The sequence below is a fragment of the Cupriavidus plantarum genome (assembly GCF_905397285.1).
Lineage (GTDB): Bacteria > Pseudomonadota > Gammaproteobacteria > Burkholderiales > Burkholderiaceae > Cupriavidus > Cupriavidus plantarum.
Genome location: NZ_CAJPUX010000005.1, coordinates 321724 through 345345 on the forward strand (window position 1 = coordinate 321724; position 23622 = coordinate 345345).

At 67.7% G+C, this 23622-nt stretch carries 19 protein-coding genes; 7 read left to right on the forward strand and 12 right to left on the reverse strand.

What is annotated here, in order from left to right; translation table 11 throughout:
• Nucleotides 1-10: 10 nt before the first annotated feature.
• Both KHP16_RS21515 and KHP16_RS21520 read right to left on the reverse strand, forming a co-directional pair.
• On the reverse strand, nt 11-838 hold the full coding sequence (locus KHP16_RS21515; protein ID WP_211961088.1) for an alpha/beta fold hydrolase: 828 nt from the start codon (nt 836-838) through the stop codon (nt 11-13).
• Nucleotides 839-853: 15 nt separating this feature from the next.
• Complete coding sequence (locus tag KHP16_RS21520; RefSeq protein ID WP_115954259.1) at nt 854-1606, reverse strand: maleate cis-trans isomerase family protein; 753 nt, start codon at nt 1604-1606, stop codon at nt 854-856.
• Between the two features lie 329 nt (nt 1607-1935).
• On the opposite strand from KHP16_RS21520, the gene KHP16_RS21525 reads away from it, so the two are divergent.
• From KHP16_RS21525 to KHP16_RS21540, 4 genes are all read left to right on the forward strand, one after another.
• On the forward strand, nt 1936-3096 hold the full coding sequence (locus tag KHP16_RS21525; protein WP_211961089.1) for an FAD-dependent monooxygenase: 1161 nt from the start codon (nt 1936-1938) through the stop codon (nt 3094-3096).
• Between the two features lie 31 nt (nt 3097-3127).
• Entirely contained in the window at nt 3128-3637 is a 510-nt protein-coding gene (locus tag KHP16_RS21530; RefSeq protein WP_109583889.1) for a (2Fe-2S)-binding protein, read from the forward strand.
• Nucleotides 3634-6747, forward strand: coding sequence for a c-type cytochrome (locus KHP16_RS21535; protein ID WP_211961090.1), 3114 nt, complete (start codon nt 3634-3636; stop codon nt 6745-6747). The genes KHP16_RS21530 and KHP16_RS21535 overlap by 4 nt, the downstream gene beginning before the upstream one ends.
• A 258-nt stretch (nt 6748-7005) precedes the next feature.
• The gene (locus KHP16_RS21540) at nt 7006-8358 is read left to right on the forward strand and encodes an MFS transporter (RefSeq protein WP_109583887.1); all 1353 of its coding nucleotides are present in this window, start codon (nt 7006-7008) and stop codon (nt 8356-8358) included.
• Nucleotides 8359-8366: 8 nt separating this feature from the next.
• Here KHP16_RS21540 and KHP16_RS21545 read toward each other — a convergent pair whose 3' ends face one another.
• Genes KHP16_RS21545 through KHP16_RS21580 form a run of 8 tightly spaced genes read right to left on the reverse strand, consistent with a single transcriptional unit; the run spans nt 8367 to nt 16222 of the window.
• Nucleotides 8367-9314: a glycosyltransferase gene (locus KHP16_RS21545; protein ID WP_115954256.1), complete on the reverse strand. Its 948-nt coding sequence runs from the start codon at nt 9312-9314 to the stop codon at nt 8367-8369.
• Nucleotides 9307-10431, reverse strand: coding sequence for a glycosyltransferase family 9 protein (locus tag KHP16_RS21550; RefSeq protein ID WP_415831260.1), 1125 nt, complete (start codon nt 10429-10431; stop codon nt 9307-9309). The genes KHP16_RS21545 and KHP16_RS21550 overlap by 8 nt, the downstream gene beginning before the upstream one ends.
• A complete protein-coding gene (locus KHP16_RS21555) occupies nt 10428-11414 on the reverse strand; it encodes a glycosyltransferase family 2 protein (RefSeq protein ID WP_109583885.1) in 987 nt (328 codons plus the stop codon). Before KHP16_RS21555 ends, KHP16_RS21550 begins: the two co-directional genes overlap by 4 nt.
• Complete coding sequence (locus KHP16_RS21560; protein ID WP_211961091.1) at nt 11401-13218, reverse strand: carbamoyltransferase family protein; 1818 nt, start codon at nt 13216-13218, stop codon at nt 11401-11403. Before KHP16_RS21560 ends, KHP16_RS21555 begins: the two co-directional genes overlap by 14 nt.
• Nucleotides 13149-14396: a glycosyltransferase family 9 protein gene (locus KHP16_RS21565; protein WP_211961092.1), complete on the reverse strand. Its 1248-nt coding sequence runs from the start codon at nt 14394-14396 to the stop codon at nt 13149-13151. The genes KHP16_RS21560 and KHP16_RS21565 overlap by 70 nt, the downstream gene beginning before the upstream one ends.
• Nucleotides 14393-14983: a D-glycero-alpha-D-manno-heptose-1,7-bisphosphate 7-phosphatase gene (locus tag KHP16_RS21570; protein ID WP_109583882.1), complete on the reverse strand. Its 591-nt coding sequence runs from the start codon at nt 14981-14983 to the stop codon at nt 14393-14395. Before KHP16_RS21570 ends, KHP16_RS21565 begins: the two co-directional genes overlap by 4 nt.
• Nucleotides 14974-15717, reverse strand: coding sequence for an SDR family oxidoreductase (locus KHP16_RS21575; RefSeq protein WP_375153831.1), 744 nt, complete (start codon nt 15715-15717; stop codon nt 14974-14976). Before KHP16_RS21575 ends, KHP16_RS21570 begins: the two co-directional genes overlap by 10 nt.
• On the reverse strand, nt 15698-16222 hold the full coding sequence (locus KHP16_RS21580) for a hypothetical protein (RefSeq protein ID WP_211961093.1): 525 nt from the start codon (nt 16220-16222) through the stop codon (nt 15698-15700). The genes KHP16_RS21575 and KHP16_RS21580 overlap by 20 nt, the downstream gene beginning before the upstream one ends.
• Before the next feature lie 415 nt (nt 16223-16637).
• Between KHP16_RS21580 and KHP16_RS21585 the strand changes: the two genes are divergently transcribed.
• The 3 genes from KHP16_RS21585 to KHP16_RS21595 are packed head-to-tail and all read left to right on the forward strand — an operon-like array spanning nt 16638 to nt 19823.
• Nucleotides 16638-17894 (forward strand): glycosyltransferase, encoded by a 1257-nt coding sequence (locus KHP16_RS21585; RefSeq protein ID WP_211961094.1) that lies wholly within the window; start codon nt 16638-16640, stop codon nt 17892-17894.
• 36 nt (nt 17895-17930) lie between these two features.
• Nucleotides 17931-18932, forward strand: coding sequence for a UDP-glucuronic acid decarboxylase family protein (locus KHP16_RS21590; protein ID WP_211961095.1), 1002 nt, complete (start codon nt 17931-17933; stop codon nt 18930-18932).
• A 15-nt stretch (nt 18933-18947) separates the two neighbouring features.
• Complete coding sequence (locus tag KHP16_RS21595) at nt 18948-19823, forward strand: glycosyltransferase family 2 protein (protein WP_211961096.1); 876 nt, start codon at nt 18948-18950, stop codon at nt 19821-19823.
• Between the two features lie 16 nt (nt 19824-19839).
• Here KHP16_RS21595 and KHP16_RS21600 read toward each other — a convergent pair whose 3' ends face one another.
• Together KHP16_RS21600 and KHP16_RS21605 are read right to left on the reverse strand one after the other, a co-directional pair.
• On the reverse strand, nt 19840-22581 hold the full coding sequence (locus tag KHP16_RS21600) for an ABC transporter transmembrane domain-containing protein (protein WP_115954481.1): 2742 nt from the start codon (nt 22579-22581) through the stop codon (nt 19840-19842).
• Nucleotides 22582-22713: 132 nt separating this feature from the next.
• A complete protein-coding gene (locus KHP16_RS21605) occupies nt 22714-23391 on the reverse strand; it encodes a recombinase family protein (RefSeq protein ID WP_167468488.1) in 678 nt (225 codons plus the stop codon).
• Nucleotides 23392-23622: the final 231 nt, after the last annotated feature.

Sequence of the window (23622 nt, forward strand, 5' to 3'; positions counted from 1 at the left end):
GCAGTTGTGTTCAGTCCACCAGCGGGGCGCCGAGGAAATCGCCGAAGGCCGCATAGAAACCCGGCTCGTTGTCCCACGGAATCATGTGGCCGGCATCGGGCACGCGCGTCTCGAGCAGCCCCGGAAGCAGCGACCGCATCTCCTCGACGTCGGCCGGCAGCACCACGTCGCCACGCGCCGCGGTGATGAGCAGCGTCGGCACCGCGACGCGCGGCAGATCGGCATGGATGTCGTCGGTGTGGAAGCCATCGAAGCTCTGCAGCACGGCGCGCTCGTCGCATGTATGCAGCCATTCGGCGCGCAGACGGCGTTGGTCCTCCGTCCACGTCGGGCAGAACGGCCGCATGCCTTCGGCATCGGTGCCCCGCACCGCCAGCCGGATCGAATCGACGTACCACGGCAGTTGCGCCGGATACGCGCGGCGCCCCGGTCCCGACACAGGTGGATCGACCATGACGAGCCGCGTCAGGCCCGCCGGGCGCGATCGTGCCGCGCGTACGCCGATGCGGCCGCCCATGGAATGGCCGACGATCTGGTAGCGCTTCAGCCCCAGCGCCTCGGCCAGGGCAATCACGTCGGCCGCCTGCGCGTCAAGGCTGTAGTCCAGCGTATCGCCCGACGACGACAGCCCGCGGCCGCGCACGTCGAGCACGTAGGTATCGAAATGCGCGCCGAGGCGTTCGCCGACGAAGCCCCACGTGATGGCCGGGCTCGTGATGCCCGGAATCAGGATCACGGCGTCGCGCGCGGCGCGCGCGCCTTCGGCCCCGCCATAGCGCAGGTAATGCTGGCGAATGCCGTTGGCGTGCACATTGCCGCCATAGAGGAACGTGCTCATGTTCATTTCCTTCTATCAGTAAGCACCCGACAGCAGCGTGCCGCCACCGGGCACCACGGCTTCGAGGTCGAGTTCCTTCAGCAGCGCGTAGGTCGTGGCGATCGCCGCGGTGATCACGGGCTTGCCCGTCATCGCCTCGACCTTCTCCACCACGGGCAGCGACGGCATCTGCACGCAAGCCGACAGCACCACGGCATCCACGTCCTTCGTATTCATCGACGCGACGATGGCGGGCAGGCGCGACGGATCGTGGCGGCCGACCTCGAGGTTGTCCGGAATCTCGAGCGCGCGCCATTCGACGACCTCGAATCCTTCATGCTGGATGTAGTCGACCACGAGCTCGGTCAGCGGCTTCATATACGGCGCCACCAGCGCAATCCGCTTCGCGCCGATCACCTTGAGCGCGTTGACCAGCGCACCGGCACTGGTCACGACAGGCGCGGTCCCGCCGTTCTCCTCCGTCCGGGACTTCAGGCGCGCCTCCGAGGTGCGATGGTAGCCACGCCCCATCGACATGATCGCCACGAGACAGGCGTAGCCCAGCACGTCCACGCGGGCATCGCTCAGTTCCAGCGCGCAGCGGTCGGACTCGCCGTCCATCGCCGCGAGTTCCTCCTTCTTGACCGTCTTCATGCGCATGCGGCTCGAATGGAACGTGAAGCGCTCCGGGCGCACGAGCTGGCGCGCGGCCAGCATCGCGGGGATCTCGGTCTCCATGGTGGTGTTGGAACTCGGCACGATCTGCCCGACGCGGAAAACTTTCTGCACTTGTGACTCCGTTGACTTGTGTCTTTGTCTACCCACCCGCCTCGCTGCGCGGGACGCATGGCGCACTAGGCGGCGCGCTTTGGAAAATTCTAGTGTACACACCTTATTTTTACAACACGCTTTTCGTAGCGCATCATGGCACTCGTTCAGTGCATTCTGAATGAATGAATCCCTGCTTTGACGCATTATTGCGCCATTTTGCGGCATTTAATTTCTATCTTCACATTTAAATAAGGGTTTTCACTAGATCGAAGAAAGTCAGCTTTACTTGAAAAAGTATGGTGTGTACACTCGATTTCAACGTGACAGACCAACTCAGGAGAGACGTCGTGCAAGGGAATACGCGAATTGCGGTGATCGGTGCGGGCCTGGGCGGGACGGCGGCAGCCGCTCTGCTCCAGCGCGAGGGATTCGATGTGAAGCTGTACGAGCAGGCCCCGGGCTTCTCCCGGCTGGGTGCCGGCATCCACGTTGGGCCGAACGTGATGAAGATCCTGCGCCGCATCGGCATCGAGGACGCCATGAACGCGATGGGCTGCCATCCGGACTACTGGTACAGCCGCGACTGGAAAACGGCCGAAGTCGTCGCGCGGATTCCCCTTGGCGACTACGCGCTGTCCCATTACGGCGCGAGCTACCTGACCGTGCACCGCGGCGACTTCCATGCGCTGATGACGGAAGCGGTCGAGCCCAGCCGCCTGATGTTCAACAAGAAGCTGGAGCGCGTGGAAGACCTTGGCGACGTGGTCAAGCTGACCTTCACGGACGGCACCGTCGAAGACGCCGATATCGTGATTGGCGCGGATGGTGTGAACTCCCGCATTCGCGAGCACCTGCTCGGTGCGGAGCCGCCCAAGTACACGGGCTATGTGGCGCACCGCGCGGTGTTCCCGATTTCGCGCGTCAAGGGGTATACGCACGACCGCTGCACCAAATGGTGGTCGGACGATCGCCACATGATGGTCTACTTCGATACCAGCAAGCTCGACGAGATCTATTACGTGACGGGTGTGCCCGAGCCCGAATGGGACATGAGCAAGAGCTGGGTGCCAAGCAGCATCGAGGAAATGCGCGCCGCGTTCGATGGGTGGCACGAAGGCGTGCAATCGCTCATCGAGGGCACGGTGGAAGTCACCAAGTGGCCGCTGCTCGAGCGCGACCCGCTGCCGCTGTGGAGCCGTGGCCGCGTGGTGCTGCTGGGCGATGCATGTCATCCGATGAAGCCGCACATGGCGCAGGGCGCGGCGATGGCCATCGAGGATGCGGCGATGCTGACGCGCTGCTTCGTCGAGGCCGGGCTCAAGGATCACACCTATACGTTCTCGCTGTACGAGGCGAATCGTGCCGAGCGCGCGGGCCGCGTGCAGAAGGTCTCCCACGACAACACGTGGCTGCGCACGAACGAGAATCCCGACTGGTGCTTTGGCTACGACGTGTTCTCGGTGCCGCTGCGCGATCCCGCGACGCGTCCCGTGCCCGCCGCCGCCTGACCCTGCCTGACGACTAAGCCCCCCGACCTCGATGACCGCGCCCCGCCCCCTTCTGTTGCGCGTCAACCGGCAATCGCACGACGTCTGTGTGGATCCGCGCACGCCATTGCTTTATGTCCTGCGTAACGACCTTGCCTGCAATGGCCCGAAGTATGGCTGCGGGCTCGGCCAGTGCGGGGCCTGCACTGTATTGATCGATGGCGTCGCGGCACGGTCGTGCATCGTGCCGGCCAGCGCGGCGGAGGGGCGCGCGGTGACAACGCTCGAAGGGCTTGGCACGCGAGCGGCGCCGGATCCCGTGCAGCAGGCGTTTATCGAGGAGCAGGCTGCGCAGTGCGGCTACTGCCTCAACGGCATGATCATGAGCACCAAGGCGCTGCTGGCGGTCAACCCGGCGCCGACCGAGGACGAGGTCCGGGAAGCGTTGCGCTTCAACCTGTGCCGCTGCGGCACGCATGTCGAGATCCTGCGCGCGGTGCAGCGCGCGGCCGAGTTGCAGCGGCAGGACGCCGTGGCGCGCGAACTCGAGACCCTCCGATGAACGCCATTACACCCCCTGCGTCCCTTGCGTCCGGTACGCCCCACGTGCGCGATGCCGCGCGCGTGTCGCTGCCCGTGGCCACGGTCTTTGGCCACGTCGTGCGGCCTGCTGGCGGGTTGGGGCGGCTGGTGTCCTTCGATGCGGAAGCGGCGCGGCGGTGCGCGGGCGTTGTCGACGTCGTGCGGCGCGGCGATTTCCTTGCCGTGGTCGCAGCGTCGGTCGAGCAGGCGGAAGCCGGGGCGCAGGCGTTGCGGGCGGTGTGGGAAGGGCCAGACCCTTCGCCAGCGGTGACGCGCGTGCATCGGATTGCCGGGTATGGAGATGCCGATGCGATCTTCGCGGGCGCCTCGGCGGGGGACGGAGCAGGTGCGCAAGCCCGCGCATCGGCATCGGGTCCAGCGGGCGCATCGACGTCGATATCGACGTCGATATCGACGTCGGCACCGGCACAGGGTGGCGACGCCGTGTATCGCTGGCCGCTGATCGCGCCGCGATCGGACGCGTGCGGCACGGCCATCGCGCACTGGCGCGACGGCACCATGGTCGTCTGGCTGGCGGGCGCCCAACCCAGCGCGCTCAGGCTAGAGGTGGCCGCGCTGCTGAGCCTGCCCGAGACACAGGTGGCCATCGTCTGCGATCCGGACCCGCCCGCCGGGCACGACGACTTCTGCGCGCGCCAGGCCGCTGCCGACGCCGCGCTGCTCGCCCACGCGGTAAGGCGCCCCGTGCGCGTGACATTCCGCGCCGATCCCGCCGCGTTCGCGCCCAGGCTGACGCTCGCCGTACGGAGCACGCTCGGACCTGCCTCGGCCTACCGCATCAACGCCTCCACCACCGCCGGCGCCGACACGCCCATCGCGCTGCTGCAAACCGGCACGACGGTGCCGTATGCCGACGCGGGGGCAAGCGGCCATGACCCCGTGGCGGACGGCGGCACACTCGTCCCGCCATACGCCCCCGAACACCTGACCGTCACGGCGACGCTGCCGCCTGACGCTTCCGCAAACCCCATCGCCACCGCTCCCACCGCTCCCACCGAAGTCGCCGCGCGCGCGCATGTGTTTGCGCACGAGTCCCAGCTCGACGAGCTCGCGGTGCGGGCGGCTGTGGATCCCATCGCCCTGCGGCTCCAATGGCTCGACGACACCACCGGCAGCCAGCTGATCGAACGCGTCGCGGCGCAGGCCGGCTGGAATGGGCCCTTGGGTAGTCGTATGCAGGCGAGCGACGCCATCCGCCGCGGCCGTGGATTCGCCTATGCCCGCGCCATCGACATCGAGAACGGGCGCCCGACCCAGACTTGGTCGGCATGGGTCGCGGACGTGGAAGTCGACGCCCGCACCGGCGACATCAGCGTAACGCGCGTCACGGTGGGGCATGAGCGCGAAGACCACGCGTCGCCCGCGCGCCCCACCCCGCTGCGGGATGACATCGCCTCCGCCACGCGGCAGCTGACGACGGGCGGCACCGGCTACGACGACTGGGGGTCGAGCGCGTCGCAAGCCATCGCGACCCAGACACACGCGCTCGCCGACCCGACGCATGCGTCCACCCAACCGTCCCACACCGTTGCCCGGCAACCCCAGGTGAACGTCGTCGGCGCCCTGGCCGGCGGCGCCTCCGCCACGCTACCCGCCGCCGCCGCGGTGGCCAACGCGATCCACGATGCCACGGGCATCCGCCTGCGCGAACCGCCGTTCAGCGCGGGCGAGATCCGCCAAGGACTCGCATCGCGCGAACCCTCCCCGCCACGCACACGAAAGCGCGGCTGGTTGCTCGCCGCACTGGCGCCCGTCACGGCATTCGCAGGCCTGTGCGCAACGATCCTGCCATGGCGCGCGCCCCTCGCCCCGGTAGCGCCGCCAGTGCCAGGCTTCTACTCCGCCGCCACGATCGAACGCGGTCGCCTCGTCGCCGCGGCCGGCGACTGCGCGGTCTGTCACACCGCCCCCGGCGGTACGCGCAATGCCGGCGGCCTCGCGCTGGAAACGCCATTCGGCACGGTGTACAGCACCAACATCACGCCCGACGAGAAGACGGGCATCGGCAACTGGTCATACGCCGCATTCGAGCGCGCGATGCGTGAAGGCATCCATCGCGACGGCCGCCGCCTCTATCCTGCGTTCCCCTACACGGCGTTCGCCAAGGTGACCGATGCCGACATGCAGGCGCTCTACGCCTACCTGATGTCGGCCGAACCCGTGAGCGCGCGCCCGCCCGAAACGAAGCTCGATTTCCCCTTCAACCTGCGCCCCGCGCTGGCGGGCTGGAATGCGCTGTTCCATCGCAACACGCCGTTCGAACCCGTCGCCAACCGCTCCGCGCAGTGGAATCGCGGCGCCTATCTGGCGGAAGGCCTCGGCCATTGCAGCGCCTGCCATTCGCCCCGCAACGCGCTCGGCGCCGAACAAGGCGGCAGGGCCTATCTGACCGGCGGCATGGCGGAAGGCTGGGAAGCCCCGGCGTTGACCGCGCTGTCGAAATCGCCCGTGCCATGGACCGAGGAAGACCTGTTCCAGTACCTGCGAACGGGGTATGCCGCGCGGCATGGCGCGGCGGCGGGGCCGATGGCGCCCGTGGTGGAAAGCCTGCGCGAGCTACCGGAGAGCGATGTGCGGGCGATCGCGCACTATGTGGCCTCGTTCAGCGCGCCGGCGGCGGCATCGGCCCCGGCGGCGGCATCGGCCGCTACATCGGCCGTTACATCGGCCGTTACGCGGCCCGACGCGCAGGTACGGGCCATCGAGGCACGCAGCGAAGCGATGGGGCAGCGGCTGAACGGCAGCGCCGGCCGCCTGTATCAGGCAGCGTGCGCGGTGTGTCATCAGAGCCAGGGCGGTGTGCCGCAGTTCGGCGTCAAGCCCTCGCTCGCCGTGAACACGAACCTGCATAGCGCGCGGCCGGACAACGTCATTCAGGCGGTATTGCACGGCATTTCGGCGCCGCCCCATGCGGGCATCGGATACATGCCGGGCTTTGCCGACAGCCTGGACGATGAACAAATCAGCGGTCTGGTGCATTATCTGCGCGAACGCTTCGCGCCCGACGCGCCCAAATGGAGCGGCGTGGAGGAAGCCGTCGCGAAGATTCGCCGGCAGGCCACGCATTGACAGGCTTTGACCGTAGCTTCACACACAGCTTCAACCGGCAGCATCCAACAGAATCGATAGAAAAGTCGATCGTACGCCAGCTGGCGCGGACCTTGCAGACCGCAGCGCATCCATGCAAGGCCGCCCCAGTTCGGTGACATCTCGGGTATACAAACGAAGGCGAACACAGGATAAGGAGCGAAGATGCACTCCCCGTATCAAGACAGCGCGGCTGCCCTGCCCCCGGGCCTCTCCCACTCGGGCGCCGCTTCCACCGACATGCGCGATGGCGCGCCATCGTCGGCCTCCCGCCCCTCGGCATCCGGCAGCGTTTCGCTGGAGTCCGGCATTCGTGCCGCCGGCGTTGGCAAGTTCCAGTACCGCCTGTTCGTCATCTTCGGCCTCGTGTGGCTGGCCGATGCCATGCAGGTGCTCTCCATCGGCTTCAGCGCGCCCTCGATCGCCAAGACCTTCGGCATTACGGTGCCGCAGGCCCTGCAGACCGGCACGTTCTTCTTCGTCGGGATGCTCATCGGCGCCTTCGTATTCGGCCGCCTCGCCGACCGCATCGGGCGCCGCCCCGTGCTGCTGATGGCTGTGATCATCGACGCGGTGTGCGGCGTCGCCTCGGCCTTCGTGCCGGAGTTCACGTGGCTGCTGGTGCTGCGCTTCCTGACGGGCGTCGGCGTCGGCGGCACGCTGCCTGTGGACTACACGATGATGGCCGAGTTTCTGCCCAGCGACCGCCGCGGGCGCTGGCTGGTGCTGCTCGAATCGTTCTGGGCCATCGGCACCATCTGCCTCGCGCTACTGGCGCTGGCCGCGCTGTCCTATGGCGATCAAGCCTGGCGCATGATCTTCCTCGTGACGGGCATCCCCGCGCTGATCGGCGTCGTGCTGCGCTTCTATATTCCCGAGTCGCCGATGTTCCTGAACCGCAGCGGCCGCTCGGACGAAGCCCGCAAGGTGCTCGAACGCGTGGCGAAGGTCAACGGCAGCACGGCCGAGATTCCCCCGCTGCAATCCGAGCGCGCCGAGCCGAAATCCGTGTTCGCGCTGTTCTCCGGCAGCTTCCGCCGCCGCAGCCTGGCGCTGCTGCTCGCGTGGGCGCTCATCTCCATCGCCTACTACGGCGTCTTCGTCTACCTGCCCATCAAGCTCAGCGCGGAAGGCTTCGCCTTCATGCGCGGCCAGGTCTTCCTCGTGCTGCTGGCTATCGTGCAGTTGCCGGGCTTTGCGCTGTCCGCATACGGGGTCGAACGCTGGGGCCGCAAGCCGACGCTGATCGGTTTCCTCGTACTCAGCGCGGCGGGGTGCATGCTGTACAGCCTCGGCACCTCGCCTGCCGTGGTCATCGGCTCGACGCTGCTGATGAGCTTCTCGCTACTCGGCACATGGGGCGCGCTTTACGCGTTCACGCCCGAGGTCTATCCGACCGACCTTCGGGCCACGGGCATGGGCACCGCGGGCGCGGTGGCGCGCTTCGGCGGGCTGTTCGCGCCCGCGATCATCGCGCCCGTCATGGCGACGCATTTCACGCTGGCGCTCGCGATGATCTCGACGATGCTGTTGATCGGCGCGTTCGCGATCGGCGCGGTCAACGTGGAATCGAAGAACCGCGCGCTCGACTGACCGGCGGCTCACGCCGTCACCCCGCGCAGGACACGCTCCCAGTCCGCCACGAAGCGGTCGATGCCAAAGCGTTCCTGCGCGGTTTTCGCGGCACGCGCTCCCCAGCGCGCCGCAAGCACGGGATCCTCGAGCAATGCGCGCATGACCTCGGCGAGTCGGTCCGTATCCGTGTCCACGTATCCATTCTGTCCGCGCTCGATCACCGCGGCGAGTTCCGTCGTCGCCAGTCCCACTACCGGCATGCCGATGGCCATCGCTTCCACCACCGCGAGGCCCAGGCTCGTATAGCGGATCGGGTGGAAGAAGAACCGGTAGCGCGACATGAACGCCGCCACCTCCGGATTCGGCACCTCCCCAAGGCCGCCCGCGGCGCGCGCATCCATGCCGATCAGGTCCAGCGGCACGCGCTCGCGCATCGCCGCAAAGACATCCGCGCCCAACCGTCGGCCGCGCCGCGTCAGGTGATTGACCACGCTGATGCCGCGCGAGAGCGCGCCCGTATAGCGAACCTGCGGATCCACGAGCACGCCATGTTCGACCACGCAGGCCGGCGTCACGCCGTTGTCCCACATCAACGCATTGAACGGCGTCACATGCACCAGCAGCACGTCGCGATCCTGCACCGGATGCAGGGTGTCGGTCGGATGCCCCTGCGGCGGATCGTGTTCGAGGAACAGCGTCGGCAGCGCGCGCTGCGCGGGCGTCAGCAGCGCATCGCGGTCGCGCGCGAAGTGGTCGCGATGCTGGAACAGCACGCAATCGAACTCGCGATCGCGCACGGCGTCCCATGGCACCTCGTGTACATTGCCGCCCCATGGCAGCGCCCCGCCGACGCCCGCGTATCCCGGCGGATAGCCGGGTTTCGTCACGAGGTACAGGTCGTGCGGAATCTGCGAGAGGTAGTACAGATAGTTGCCGTGGACGTGCCACGTCAGGATCCGCAGGCGTTCACGCATGTTCGAGTTCTCCCTCGCGCCGTGCCGCCTCGTCCAGCACGTGTTCGATGGCCCGCATCACGTCGTCCACGCCGATATGCACGGCGCACGGATGCCCCAGCGGGCATTTCTCCCACCCGCACGGACGGCATGGCGGCCAGTCCGCCAGCACGCGATGCAGCGAGGTGTCCAGCGGCGCCCAGCGCGGACTGTCGCTGCCGCATGACACCACGACACTCGGCGTATCCATCGCGGCGGCGATATGCGACGCACCCGTGTCGTTGCAGACGAGCAGCCGCGCCTGGCCAATCAGCGCGGCCATCGTACCCAGTGTCGTCTGCCCTCCGAGGTTGATGACCTCGATGCCGCACTGCCCGGCCAGCCGCGCATCGAGCGGAAGTTCGTCCGGGGCGCCCGTCACCACGACGGGCCAGCGTTCGCGCAGCCGCCGCGCGACCTCCGCGAAACGCTCGACGGGCCATCGGCGCGACAACATGCGCGCGCCAGGATGCACGCACACATAGCCGCGCGGCTGCAACCCGTATCGGTCGGCCAGCGCGCGCCACCCCGCGTGGTCGACGGCGCGCAGCGGAAATGCCAGATGCGCGTCGGCGGTGGGATACCCCAGTGCGCGCGGCAGCGCGAGCAGCCGCTCGATCTCGTTTCCGTCGGGCCACGTCACCAGCAACTCGCCGCCATGGCGATGGACGCCCGCTTCCGCCGTCGATGCACAGTAACCCGCCATCTCCCGCGCTTCGAAGCGCCGCACCACCTCGTTGCTGAGCGTGCCGCTGCCATGCAGCTGGATCGCCAGATCGAAGCGGCGCGCGCGCGCCTCCGCATAGAACGCGGCCGCCGCGTCGGCGCGATACGGCTGTTCCGGCATGCCCGGCATGCCGGGAAATGCCATGAAGTCATCGACAAGCTCCGCGAAACGCGACGCGAAGTCGCTTGCCCATGGCAGCCCGACGAGCGTGATGTGCGCATAGGGCTCGCCTTCCCGCAGCGCGCGCAGCGCCGGCACCGCGCACAGCATGTCGCCCAGTTGCAGCGCGCGGAAGACGGCGATGCGGCGCCGGCCCGGATCGTCCTGCGTGCGCGCCTTGGGCATCTCCGCCGTTTCAAGGATTGCCGTCATAGGAACACCGTTCGGAAATGCAACGCGCCGCGAATCCGCCAGTACAGCGACAGCGGCGGAATGACGATCGACGTCACCGCCATCTCGGCCACGTGCGCGGGGGTCAGCGCCGCGCCTTTCAGACGGCGCGCGCAAAAGGCGGCCGTGATTGCGAGCCAGACACATGCCGCCGCGGCCGCCACATCGCCGCGCCCGATCAGCGTTGCCACGAACGCGACCAGCAATGCGCCCACGGCCACGTAGTAGTCCCAGGGCGGCACGCGGCGGATGCGCTGGCGATAGGCGATCGGATGCTTCTTGTACAGCAGCGCGTCGAAGAACACCTTCGCCTGCGCCGAGACACTGCTGCCCCAGCGCGTCGGCCGCACCGGATGTTCGACCACCGCGTTGCCGGCACGGCCCACCGGACCCGCGAGCTGCTCGAGACGGAACTGGAGGTCGGAGTCCTCGCGCCACGCGCGGCGGAAGCGTTCGTCGAAACCGCCGACGCGTTCGAGCGCCAGCCGGCGCACGAAGCAATTGGCCGTCACGAACTCCGCCTGCGCGAGGCCGCCGGTGTCGCGCTCATGGTCGGTGGGGCGCGTGGGCATCGGCACGACGACGTTCCCGGCGGCGGCGCTCCACGCGGGCGCGGCCGCGAGCGCGATGTAGCCCTCGCAGACCCAGTCCGGGCGCGGCACGGTATCGTCGTCCGTGAATGCGACGATATCCGCGCGCGCCATGCGCCAGCCTACGTTGCGCGCCCCGGCAGGTCCCTGCGTACGCGTCACCGCGACGTACCGCAGCGCGATGCGGGGATGATGCGCCGCGAGTTCGGCGACGAGTTCCGCGATGCGCCGCTCGCAGCCATCGTCGGCCACGATGATCTCGAAGCCGCGCGGATCGATCCGCTGGGCGCACAGCGCCAGCAGGCAACGCCGGAGCAGATCGGGACGGCGGTAGGTAGCAATGACGACCGAGACGATCGGATCAGGCGCTCGCATCGGCCACCTCCGGTTTGCCCAATGCGTGGCTCTCCACCTGGCTCTCCGTTCCCGCGGCCGCTGCCGCGCTGGGCTTTTCCAGCACGAAAGCGCCGATGACCAGGGCATCCAGCGGGGACGTCCAGAAACATTCCACCGCATCGCGCGGCGTGCACACGATTGGCTCGCCGCGCGTGTTGAACGACGTGTTGACCAGCACGGGTACACCCGTACGTCGCTCGAACGCGGCCAGCACATCGTAGTACGCGGCGTTCTGGTCGCGGCGAATCGTCTGCACGCGCGCGGTACCGTCGACGTGCGTGACCGCGGGAATGCGCGCGGCCTGTGCCTCGATCACGTCGTAGATGAACAGCATGAACGGCGCCGCGCCAGATGCGGGCGGCTTGTCCGCGTGGAACCACTCGGCGACATGCTCCTGCATCACGACCGGCGCCACCGGGCGAAAATCCTCGCGGTCTTTGATCTGGTTCAGCCGCTGCTGCATCGACGGGTCGATCGGCGACGCCAGAATCGATCGGGCGCCGAGCGCGCGCGGACCGAACTCCATGCGCCCCTGATACCAGCCGATGATCTTGTTCCGCGCGAGCAGCTCCGCCGCGTGTTCGGCGACGTTGTCCACGCGCCGATACGGCAGCTTCGACCAGTCGAGGAACGCCGCGATCTCGTCGTCGTCATAGGCCGGGCCCAGGTACGCATGTTCCATCGACCATTGTTTGGCCGGCCGCCCGCGCTGCTCATGGTCGACCCAGAGCGCGGCGCCAAGGGCGGTACCGGCATCGCCGGCGGCCGGCTGTACCCAGACTTCCTCGAACGGGCTGCGATCGCGGACGCGCGCGTTCATCACGCAGTTCAGCGCCACACCGCCAGCCATCGCGAGGCACGTCTCGCCCGTCTCGCGCGCGAGCCATGTCGTCATGTCCAGCACCGTTTCCTCGAGCACCTGCTGCAAAGAACGCGCGATATCGAAATGCTCGGGGCCGAACACCGCGCCGCGCAGGCGCGCGGGCCCGAGCAGCGGTTCGAGGTCGACGTCGGCGACGCGATAGCCGCCCTCGCCATCGGTCGTCACGATCTGGCGAAACGCATCGACACGCGTCGGCTGCCCGTACGAGGCGAGCGCCATGACCTTGTACTCGTCAGACGAATGCAGGAAGCCAAGATGCCGTGTCACGCGTTCATAGAGGAGCCCGAGCGAGTCGGGCAAGTCGATCTGCTTGATGCGGCGATACGTCTCGCCATCGAACACGCCATAGCTCGTGGTCACGCGTTCGCCGCGGCCGTCCATCGTCAACACGGCGCAGCGCGAGAACGGCGCGGCAAGGAACGCGCTCGCCTCGTGCCCCATATGGTGTTCGACGAAATGCCAGCGGAAGGGGCCATCGTGCCGGATGCCGCGAAACCGCGCGCCCAGGTGATGCGGGGCGCCTCCCGCGAGCTGCCGCGGCGCGTTGACGATGTAGGACAGGAACAGCGGATCCCACGGCGAGGTCACGGGCCCGGCCGTGCCGGCGCCCGAGGGCTCGAGCGGCAATGCCAGCGTCTCGTCGCCGCGGCGTTCGCCAAGCAACAGTGCCGGATCGTACGAATACGCGATATGGTCGACGTCCTGCAGCGTGATGCCCGCCTCCGCGAGGCAATAGTCGATGGCATGATACGGCAGCTCCCATGCGCTGAACGGCACGGGGCGCTTGCCGTGCTTGATGTGCGTGAAGCGCTCGTCCTCCACCGCGGCGATCACCTCGCCGTCGCGAACGAGACAGGCTGCGGAGTCGTGATAGGCAGCATTGATGCCGAGAGTGAACATGGTTCTCTTCCTCCAGTCGGGTGCCATGGCATGGCATCGGGTATCTGCGGCTCGCCGGCGAGCAGCGATCGCGCCGCCAGCAACACCTGCTCCACCGTCACATCGCGCAGGCATCGGTGATGCCCTTCGGGACATACGCTCTTGTAGCAATAGCGGCAGGGCACATCGGCAAACAGCGTGCGATGCGGGACCTGCCACGGACCGTGCTGCGGATTGGTGAGCGCGTAAAGATCGACGACGGGCGTGCCGAGCGCCGCGGCGAGGTGCACCGGCCCGCTGTTGTTGGAAATGATCAGGTTCGCGCGCTCGATCAGCGCGCCCATCGCGCCCAGCGGCAACTGCCCGGCCATCGAGCGCACGGCGGGGTGCGCGGCCTCCGCGCAGACGGACTCGGCCAGCGCGGCCTCCGACGCGCTGCCCGTGAGGAACACCTCCGCGCCGGTCTGCATGGCAAGTTCGCGCGCCACCGCCGCGAACCGCCGCGCCGGCCATCGGCGAGAGGCGGCCGTTGCGCCGGGATGGATCAGGATCAGGCCCTTGTTGCCGGCCGGATCAGGCGGCGCTCCCGGCGCGACTCGCGGAAAGCCATCCGCCATCGATGCCTGGAGCATTCGCCGATCCTCGTCCCGCACCGCGAATCGCATGCGCGTATCGGCCACGGTCGCGCCCACGCGGCGGACGAGGTCCAGCTGCCTGGCGACCTCGTGGCGCGGCAACGTCAGGCTGTCGCGCGACTCCGTCTCCGGGGCCCAGTCCGTCAGCAAGGCATAGGGATTCTCGCGGCAATGCGCGAGCCGCAGCGGAATGCCGGCAAGGCTGCAGAGCATCGCCGCGGGGAGCGCGCTCTGCGTATAGACGTTGAAAATCACCGCCGCGTCGAACGCTTCGGCCGCAAGCCGCGCGGCGCAAGCGCCAATCGCATCGCCGATGTCGTTCGGCACGCCGTCCTCGCGCACCGAAGCGTCATGGCGCGCCCATGGCGCGTCCCACGTCAGCAACCGATCCACCATCGGCAGATGTGGCGCCAGCATGGCGGCGCCCCGCGACGTCAGCAACGTCACGTGGCGATCCGCGCCGCTGTCCTTGAGCGCCTGCATCGCGGGCGTGCTCATCAGTACGTCGCCCATGTTGTCGAGCCGCACGCACAGGATGCGGCGGGCCGTGCGCCAGGCGCTCATGACATGGCCTCCGCCTCCACGCGCACCGCCTGCTCGACGATATGCGCGGCGGCATCGAGCGAATCGACGATGTACTGCGGCACGCGCATCTCCCCGGGCACCCATTCGGTCTCGTTGCCGCAGTCCACGAGGATGGTGCGGCAGCCGGCACGGCGGCCCGCTTCCACATCGTCGAGGATGTCGCCGATCATCCAGGATCGCGCAAGATCCAGCCCGAACATCGACGCGGCACGGGTCAACATGCCGGACATCGGCTTGCGGCAGTCGCAGGCGCGCGCATACTCGCCAACGATGCCTTCGGGATGATGCGGACAGGACAGGAACCCCGCGAGCCGCGCGCCGTGTTCGACGAACAAGTCGGCGAGCCGCCCCTCGACGCCCGCCAGCGCAGCGCGCGGAAACTTTCCGAGCGCCACGCCGGGCTGGTTGCTCACGACGATCAGCGGCATGCCGAGTGCCCCGAAACGCCGCAACGCCGCGCCCGCCGTGGGCGCAAGGCGCATTCGCGACGGGTCGACGTTGTACGGAACGTTCTCGAGCAGGGTGCCGTCCTTGTCCAGCAGCACCGCGGCCTGCCTCATGGCCATGAAGTCTCCTTCATCGGCAACACCATGACCTCCGGAATCACGGTGTCCTCCGGCTGGGTCAGCACGAACCGTATGGCACGCGCGACGTTGGCCGGATCCTGCAGCGTGGAGGTATCGATATCGGGAAAGCGATCCAGCAGGAACGGCGTGCGCATGCCGCCCGCCACCACCGCCGACACCTTGATGCCATGCGGGCGCAGTTCGGCATGCAACGCATGCGAGAAACCCAGGATGCCCCACTTGGTCGCGTGATACGCGGAAGCATTCGGCCACGCGCGCTTCGACGCCGTCGATGCGATGTTCACGATATGCCCGCCGCCACGCGCCTTGAGCAACGGCACCGCCGCGTGCGCGAGCAGATACGGTCCATAAAGGTTGACCATCAATACTTTCCGCCAGGCCTCCGTATCCACTTCCTCCACAGGCAGCGTGATGTCGATGGCGGCGTTGTTGATCAAGCCGTCGATCGAGCGGCCGCTCTCCGCCAGATTGGAGAACGCGCGCGTCACCGAACCGGGGTCCGCCACATCGAGCTGCAACGCGGCGGCGGTCGCGCCGGCGGCGGAGAGCGTCTCCACACATCCATGCGCGAGCGCGGCATCGATGTCCGCCACGACGACATGCGCGCCGGCCTCGCCGAGCATGCGGCACGTTGCGGCGCCAAGCCCGCGTCCGCCGCCGGTTACCAGATATGTCTTGCCTGCCAGTTGCGGATCATGTCCCTGCATTGCCAGCCTCCTGAGGTGATTGAGTGGAATCGGATGTGGCCGCCGCGGAGAGCCGTTCGTGCGCGACGGCACGCAGCAGGCACGCGACGCTGCGCGCGAACGCATCGTCGAACCAGGGGTTGGCGCCGCTGGTGGCGACGACGATGCCGTGTTCCACGATGCCGCCACCAAGCCGCATGTCGCCATGCCGAAGCAGATGCGGCGCATGACTCACGAGCAACGACGTGTCCAGTCCCGTGCGCCACGCGAGCTTCGCCTTGCCGCGCGCGTAATACGCATAGTCCGCATCCCAGCGCTCGCGCGCGGGCAGCGAATGTTCGTAAAGGATGGCCGCCTCGAAATCGCACGTGCCGTACGGACTGCCGGGGTCCATCACGACGACGTGCATGCATCCGCTCTCGCCGACCCCGACATCGTCGAGGCTGGCTGTGAGCATCGGCAGCGCCAGTTGCACCGCGCGGCGGGCGGCGCTGGCATCCAGGGCGGAGCGGGAAGGCGACTCTGTGTTCATTGGCGGTTTCCATGATGCGGAGCCGCCCTTCACGCAAGGTTCAAGCCACCACCTCCCCCTGTGGCACCGGACATGGCAATGCGAGCGCCCCGCCACCCGTTGTGCAGGCGCGGGCCGACGCGTCGTTACACCTGACGCGTAAGAACGTTCAACCGAGGCTTCAAAGCCGCGCGCGCGGCGCGACGCATCGCGAGCCGCGCGAGTCGGGAACTTCTAGAACCGTTATAACGCTTCTCCCCGCCGTCACATGGCGGGGTCCGCGCGCGCGCCATACGCGCAACACGCGCGCACGATACGCGCACGCGAGACGGCGCTGGCACGCAAGCTGCGGACGGGTGGGTCATCCCTCGCGCTATCGGGCCTCTTCGGGAGTGCGCAGGCAACGCGAACCTCTCGTCCTCCCAAGGAGCCGGACATGCACAGGATTGCCCTGATCAGCGAGCATGCCTCGCCATTGGCCAGCGTCGGCAGCATCGACTGCGGCGGCCAGAACGTCTACGTCGCGCATCTCGCGCGAGAGCTCGGCAAACGCGGCTATCAGGTGGATGTGTTCACCCGCCGGGACAAGGCGCTGCTGCCGGACGTGGTGGCGTTCGCGCCCAACGTGCGCGTGGTCCACGTCGCGGCCGGCCCCGCACGACAGATTCCGAAGGAGCAGCTGCTCCCCTTCATGCCGGCGTTCGGCGACGAGATGGTCGCGTTCATGCGCCGCGATTCCAAGGGCTACGACGTCCTGCATGCCAACTTCTTCATGTCCGGCGTCGCCGCGCTGCGCGCGCGGGCCATGCTGGGCATTCCGCTCGTCATGACGTTCCATGCGCTGGGCAAGGTCCGTCGCCTGCATCAGGGCAGCGCGGACGGATTCCCCGACAGCCGCTTCGATATCGAGGATGAACTTGTGCGCGAGGCGGATTGCGTCGTCGCCGAATGCCCACAGGACCTCGAGGATCTGGTCGAGCTATACGCGGCGGACCCCGCGCGGGTCGAGGTCGTGCCGTGCGGCTTCGACGACGGCGAGTTCTCGCCGATGGACCGGGGCCAGGCGCGTGAAGCCCTCCACTGGGCGCCGCGCACGTTCTCCGTCCTGCAGCTGGGCCGCCTCGTGCCGCGCAAGGGCATCGACAACGTGATCCGCGCCATCGGCTGTCTGCGCGCGAGCTTCGGCGTGGACGCGAGGCTCTACGTCGTGGGCGGCAATGCCGAACAGCCGAGCGTCGAAGCGACGCCCGAGATCGGGCGCCTCGCCGGCGTCGCGCAAGACGCCGGCGCCGCGGACCTCGTGACATTCGTCGGACGCCGCGGCCGCGAGCAGCTTCGCCATTTCTACAGCGCCGCCGACGTCTTCGTGACGACACCGTGGTACGAGCCCTTCGGCATCACGCCGGTCGAGGCAATGGCCTGCGGCGTGCCGGTCATCGGCGCGAACGTGGGCGGTATCCGCTCCACCGTGGCTGACGGCGAGACCGGCTTCCTCGTCCCGCCGCGTGCGCCGCACGCCCTGGCGGATCGGCTCGCGGCGCTGGCCGCCGACCCCGCGCTCGCCCGCGCGATGGGCCAGGCGGGCCGCGCCCGCGCGGAGGCCCACTACACGTGGAGCGGCGTGGCCGCGCAAATGGAACGCGTCTACGCCCGCGTGGCGACCGCACGCGCCGCCGGCCGCGTGGCGGCGTAATGACCTTGTTACGACGACATCCTCCCGGAGCGAACCATGAGGAAATATGACCGCAAGCGCGTGCTCGTGACGGGAGGCGCCGGATTTCTCGGCTCTCACCTGTGCGAGCGCCTCGTGGCCGATGGCGACGACGTCCTGTGCGTCGACAACTTCTACACAGGCAGCAAGGAGAATATCGCCGCGCTCATCTGCCACCCACGCTTCGAGCTGCTGCGTCATGACGTGACGTTCCCACTGTATGTCGAAGTGGACGAGATCTACAACCTCGCCTGCCCTGCTTCGCCAGTGCACTACCAGAGCGATCCGGTGCAGACGACGAAGACGAGCGTGCATGGCGCGATCAACCTGCTGGGCCTCGCCAAGCGAGTCAGGGCGCGCATCCTGCAGGCATCGACGAGCGAGGTCTATGGCGATCCGGATAGCCACCCGCAAGGGGAAAGCTACTGGGGCCACGTCAATCCCGTGGGCCGGCGTGCCTGCTACGACGAAGGCAAGCGATGCGCGGAAACGCTGTTCATGGACTATCACCGACAGCACGACGTCGATGTCCGGATTGCTCGGATTTTCAACACCTACGGCCCGCGCATGCATCCCGCGGATGGCCGCGTCGTGTCCAACTTCATCACGCAGGCCCTCGCGGGCGAGCCGCTCACCCTGTATGGCGATGGGTCGCAGACTCGCTCGTTCTGCTATGTGGAAGACCTGATCGATGGACTCGTCCGTCTGATGGCATCCGATGCGGCCGGCACGCCCGTCAACCTCGGCAATCCATGCGAATCCACGATGCGCGAGATCGCGACACGCGTCCTTGCCGCGACGGGATCGCTCTCGGCCATCGAGGCCCGGCCCTTGCCCGAGGACGATCCCCGGCAGCGATGCCCGGATATCACGCTCGCGCGCACGCTGCTCCACTGGTCGCCGAGCACTGACCTCGCGGAAGGCCTGCAACGAACCATCGCCTACTTCATCGCGCGTCTCGGACTGGCGGCGGTGGATACGAGCGATGCCCATCGCCCGCGGCGGGCCGTGGTCAGTTGAGCGGTGAACAGCGCGTTGACTCCCGATATCTGCGTCGTCGTGCTTACGTGCAACCGACGCGAGTCGCTGCGCCGCACGCTGACGCAGCTTTGCGCGTGGCCGGAGGCGGTGCCCGTGGCCGTCGCCGACAACGGCAGCACCGACGGCACGACGGAAATGCTGCGCGCGGACTTCCCAGGCGTCACGCACCTGCGTGGCGACACCAATATTGGCGCGGCCGGCCGCAACCGTGGCGCCGAATGGGCGGCGACGGTGGCCCGTACGCGCTACGTCGCGTTCTGCGATGACGATTGCTGGTGGGGGCGGGGATCGCTCTCGCGCGCCTGCGCGTTGTTCGACGCGCATCCGCGCGTCGGCGCGCTCACGGCCCGTGTCCTCGTCGGTGAATCGGAACGCGAAGATCCGACGAGCAGGGTCATGGCGCACAGTCCGCTTCCCTCGGCGGGATTGCCCGGCCGTGCCATTCTGGGCCTGATGGCGGGCGCTACAGCCTTTCGGACCGACGCGTTCCGCGCGGCCGGCGGCTATGAGCCGCGCTTCTTCATCGGTGGCGAAGAAACGGTGCTTGCACTCGACCTCGCAGCGGCGGGGTGGCAGCTGTTGTATGCGCCCGTGCTTGTCGTCCACCACTGGCCGAGTCCGCTTCGCGACGTTCGCGCGCGGCGGCGCCTCCTCGAACGCAATGCCATCTGGGCGGCCTGGCTCCGCTTGCCGGTGCCGATGGCATGCCGCGCGACCGCTGCCGCATTGCCGCGGCTATGGCGCGAACACGGCATCGCCGGCGTGATCGAGACGCTGCGCGCGGTACCGTGGATCACGCATGAGCGGCGCGTGGTGCCGCGTCCCATAGCCCGCGCGTTTGCGCGCGTCACAGGTGCCAATACGCGGTAGGCCCGAGATCGCCCCATCACGCGGCAGGCGCGCGTTGCGTATGCGTCTGGATCGCGGTGACGAGTTCGCTCATCTGCACGGGTTTCGACAGATGCAGCTGAAAACCCGCCATCATCGCGCGAATGCGGTCCTGCGGCTGCGCGTGGCCGGACAGCGCGATGGCTGTGAGCCGGCGCGGTAACGGCACCTCGCGCGCCGATTCCAGCCTGCGCAGATCGCGCAGTACCGTATAGCCGTCTTCGTCGTCGAGGGCGATGTCGCAGATCAGCGCGTCGGGCCACTCGTTGATGGATGTGCGTTCCAGCGCTTCGCGCAAGGTCTGCCCGCGCGCGAACGCGGCCACGCGCGCGCCGAGGTCTTCCAGTGCCTCGGTAAGGACTTCCCGCGTCGGCGCGTCGTCGTCGAGCACCATCACGTATAGCCCGCTCAATGCATTGGGTTCGATCGGCACGATTTCCGCATGGTTGCTCGCTGGCGCGGACTCCGCCAGGGATTCCCGCACTGGCCGCAGCGGCATCGTCACGTGCCAGGACTCCGTACCCTGCGACGCGTCCACCCGCGTGCCGAGCGTCACGCCCGACTCCGCGAGCCATCCACCCAGCCGCTGGACCGTGGTGGCTGACGTCGCCTGCCCCGCTTCCGACATCGGCGCGATCAGCGTCAGGGCGGCATCGCCATTAGACCGCTCCAGCCGCAGCTCCACGCGCCCGCCCGGCGCGGCGGCGCCGATCGCCAGCTCGCACAGTTCCCATATCGCCTTCTGCAACACGCCGGGGTCGCCTGTCACGCGCAGCTCCGCTTCGCCCAGCACGGTGAACAGATGCACGCCATGGGCGGCGATGTTCTCGCGCAGGCCATCGACCACGCTCGCGACAATGGTTTCCAGCCGCACGGGCTGCAGGGCGAGGCGTTCCTCCGTGCGCTCGAGCTCGCGCTGCTGCTGTTGCAGCCGCCACATCTGCGCATACACGCCACCGCGCGCCAGCAGCGTCTGGTGGGTACCCATCTCCACCACGCGTCCGTGCTCCATCACGAGTATGTGATCGGCATCGACTACTGTCGATAACCGGTGCGCGATGATCAGCGCGGTGCGCCCTCTCGCCACGGCCGACAGTTCCTGCTGGATCGCGCGTTCGGCACGCGTATCGAGCGCCGACGTCGCCTCGTCGAACACCACGATCTGCGGCTTCTTGAGTAGCGCCCGCGCGATGGCCACCCGCTGGCGCTCGCCGCCGGAGAGCCGGACTCCGCGCTCGCCGACGGGCGTGTCGTAACCTTCGGGCAGGCGGTCGATAAACGCGTCGAGCTGCGCGGCGCGGGCCGCGGCGACCACGTCCGCGCGCGTGGCGCCGGCGCAGCCATAGGCGATGTTGTACGCGATCGTATCGTTGAACAGGATCGTATCCTGCGGCACGATACCGATCGCCTCGCGCAGGCTCGCCTGCGTGACGAGCCGCAGGTCCTGGCCGTCGATCGCGATACTGCCCGAGTCCGGCTGATACAGCCGGAACAGCAGCCTTGCAAGCGTCGACTTTCCCGAGCCGCTGCCGCCGACCACGGCAATCGTCTGACCGGCGCCGACACGGAAGCTCACATCCCATAACGTCTGGCGGCTTGGGTCATAGCTGAAGTTCACATGCTCGAAGGCGACCTCGCCGCCCCGCACGTGCAACGGGCGCGCCCCGGGCGCGTCGTCATCTTCCCCGGCCCGGCCTTTGGCATCGAGCAAGTCGAACAGCCGCTCGACATTCGTCATGGCGTCGTTGGACTCACGGAAGATGAAGCCCAGCGTATTGAGCGGCAGTACCACCTGGATCACGTAAGCGTTGATGAGCACCAGATCGCCGACCGTCAGCGTGCCCTGCACCACACGCTGGACGCCCAGCAGCATCACCGCCGCAACGCCGAGCGCAATGCAGACGCTCTGCCCGATATGCAATGTGGAGAGCGCATATTGATTCTCGACGCTGACCCCCACCCACCGCTCCAGCAGCGTGCCGAGCCGCCGGGTCTCGAACGACTCGCGCGCGAAGTACTTCACGGTGTCGTAATTGAGCAGGCTATCGACAATGCGGCTGTTCGTCTGCGCCTCGACGGCATTGACCTTGCGCTGCACGCGCATCCGCCGCTGCGTGAAGATGTACGTGTAGCCCGTGTACAAGGCGAATACCACGAGGATGATCGCGGCGAATTGTCCGCCATAGGCGGCGATCATGATGATCAGCACGGATGCGATCTCGAGCAGCGTCGGCACGATGGTGAAGACCGCGACGCCCAGCAGGAAGCCGATGGCCGCCGTCCCCTTCTCGAGATCGCGGATCACGCCACCGGTCTCCCGCCGCGAGTGAAAACGCGCGCCCAGGCTATGCAGGTGCGCGAACGTGCGTCCCATGAAGGCGGCCACGGTACTTTGCGCGACATGCGCGAAGACCACATCCCGTAGCTCATTGAACGCATTGCCAAGCAGGCGCAGCACGGCATACGCAAGCACCAGGAATACCGGCATGGTCGCCACGAGATGGACCAGCGGACCCATGCGCGCGCCGCTGTTGGGTCCCGTCAACGACTGCGTCGCCGTCACCTCGTCCACGATCAGCTTGAGCACGAGTGGGACGGCAACCGTCGCGGCCTTGGCCAGCAGCAACAGCGCGATGGCCGCGCCTACGCGCAGACGGTACTGCCATGCGGTGCGCCAGAGTTCGGCGGCGATTCGCTTGACATCGGGGCGACGGCCTTCGGCGGGCTGCGGACTGGACATCGGCGTCAGGAATATTTGCAGCATCGCGTAAAACCGCGTTACGCATGTTGCCTGCTGCACAGGGATCGGAATGCGGGTCAGTGTGACCCGCGCGTTCCGTCCGCCGACGCGAATGTCATGCCAGCGAGTGCGTTACCTGCGGTCTCCGGCGTCGCGAATGCGCATGATCGTCTGCCGCGATACGGAGAACCTTCGCGCGAGTTCGCTGACGGAGGTGCCCCGCTGCAACGCTTCCCGGATGACAACGTGCGAATTCGCTTCGACCGAAGGCCGACGGCCGAGCCGCCGCCCCAGACCGGCGGCCATGGCGGCACTCTCCTTCATCCGGGTACTCCGCGACTGGCGTTCGAGGCGGCTGATAGCGCGCAACGCCAGCGAGGCTTCCGTATCGGCCGCCGTAAGGTCGCAGTCGCCCAGCTCCATGCATCGGAGATGCACACCGAGCGCGCGGAGGCGATCGATCGTGGCCAGCACGTCGTTGACGTTGCGGCCCACGCTCGACAGGCGCAGCGTGACGATGGTGTCGCCCGCGCGCACGCGCTGAAGCATGCGGCGCAATTCCGGGCGGTCGAGCGCCGCCACCATGGGTCCGCTTTGCTCCCACCACGCCCGGCCGAGGTCCAGCACCATGCCTGCCTGGTCAAATGCGCGAATTTCAGATTCGAACTGGACAAAATCTGCCGCGTCGTTGGTATAGATGAACGTCGCTGACATCGCTCCATCCCAAGTTGAATTGGCCGTTTCAGACGTGTCCAGAATATTACTATTATCGACGTCATCTCGGCATGGCACCACACTGGCAAAGTCCATACCATCATTTCCGGGACGACTGTTCCCACGCAGGTCGCGAGACGACAGACACGGACGAGGAGATGCGGCCATGACGGTTCAACACTATTGCGGACATGAAGTGCAGGGCTTTGCGCGCCTGTTTGCGGATAACACTTTCCAGGCCATGGGATGTGTCATGCGGGACGGCGATACCCTTGCCACCTCGGGGCCATTGGGCCTTTTTCATACGCGCGAGCGTGCGCTGGCCGA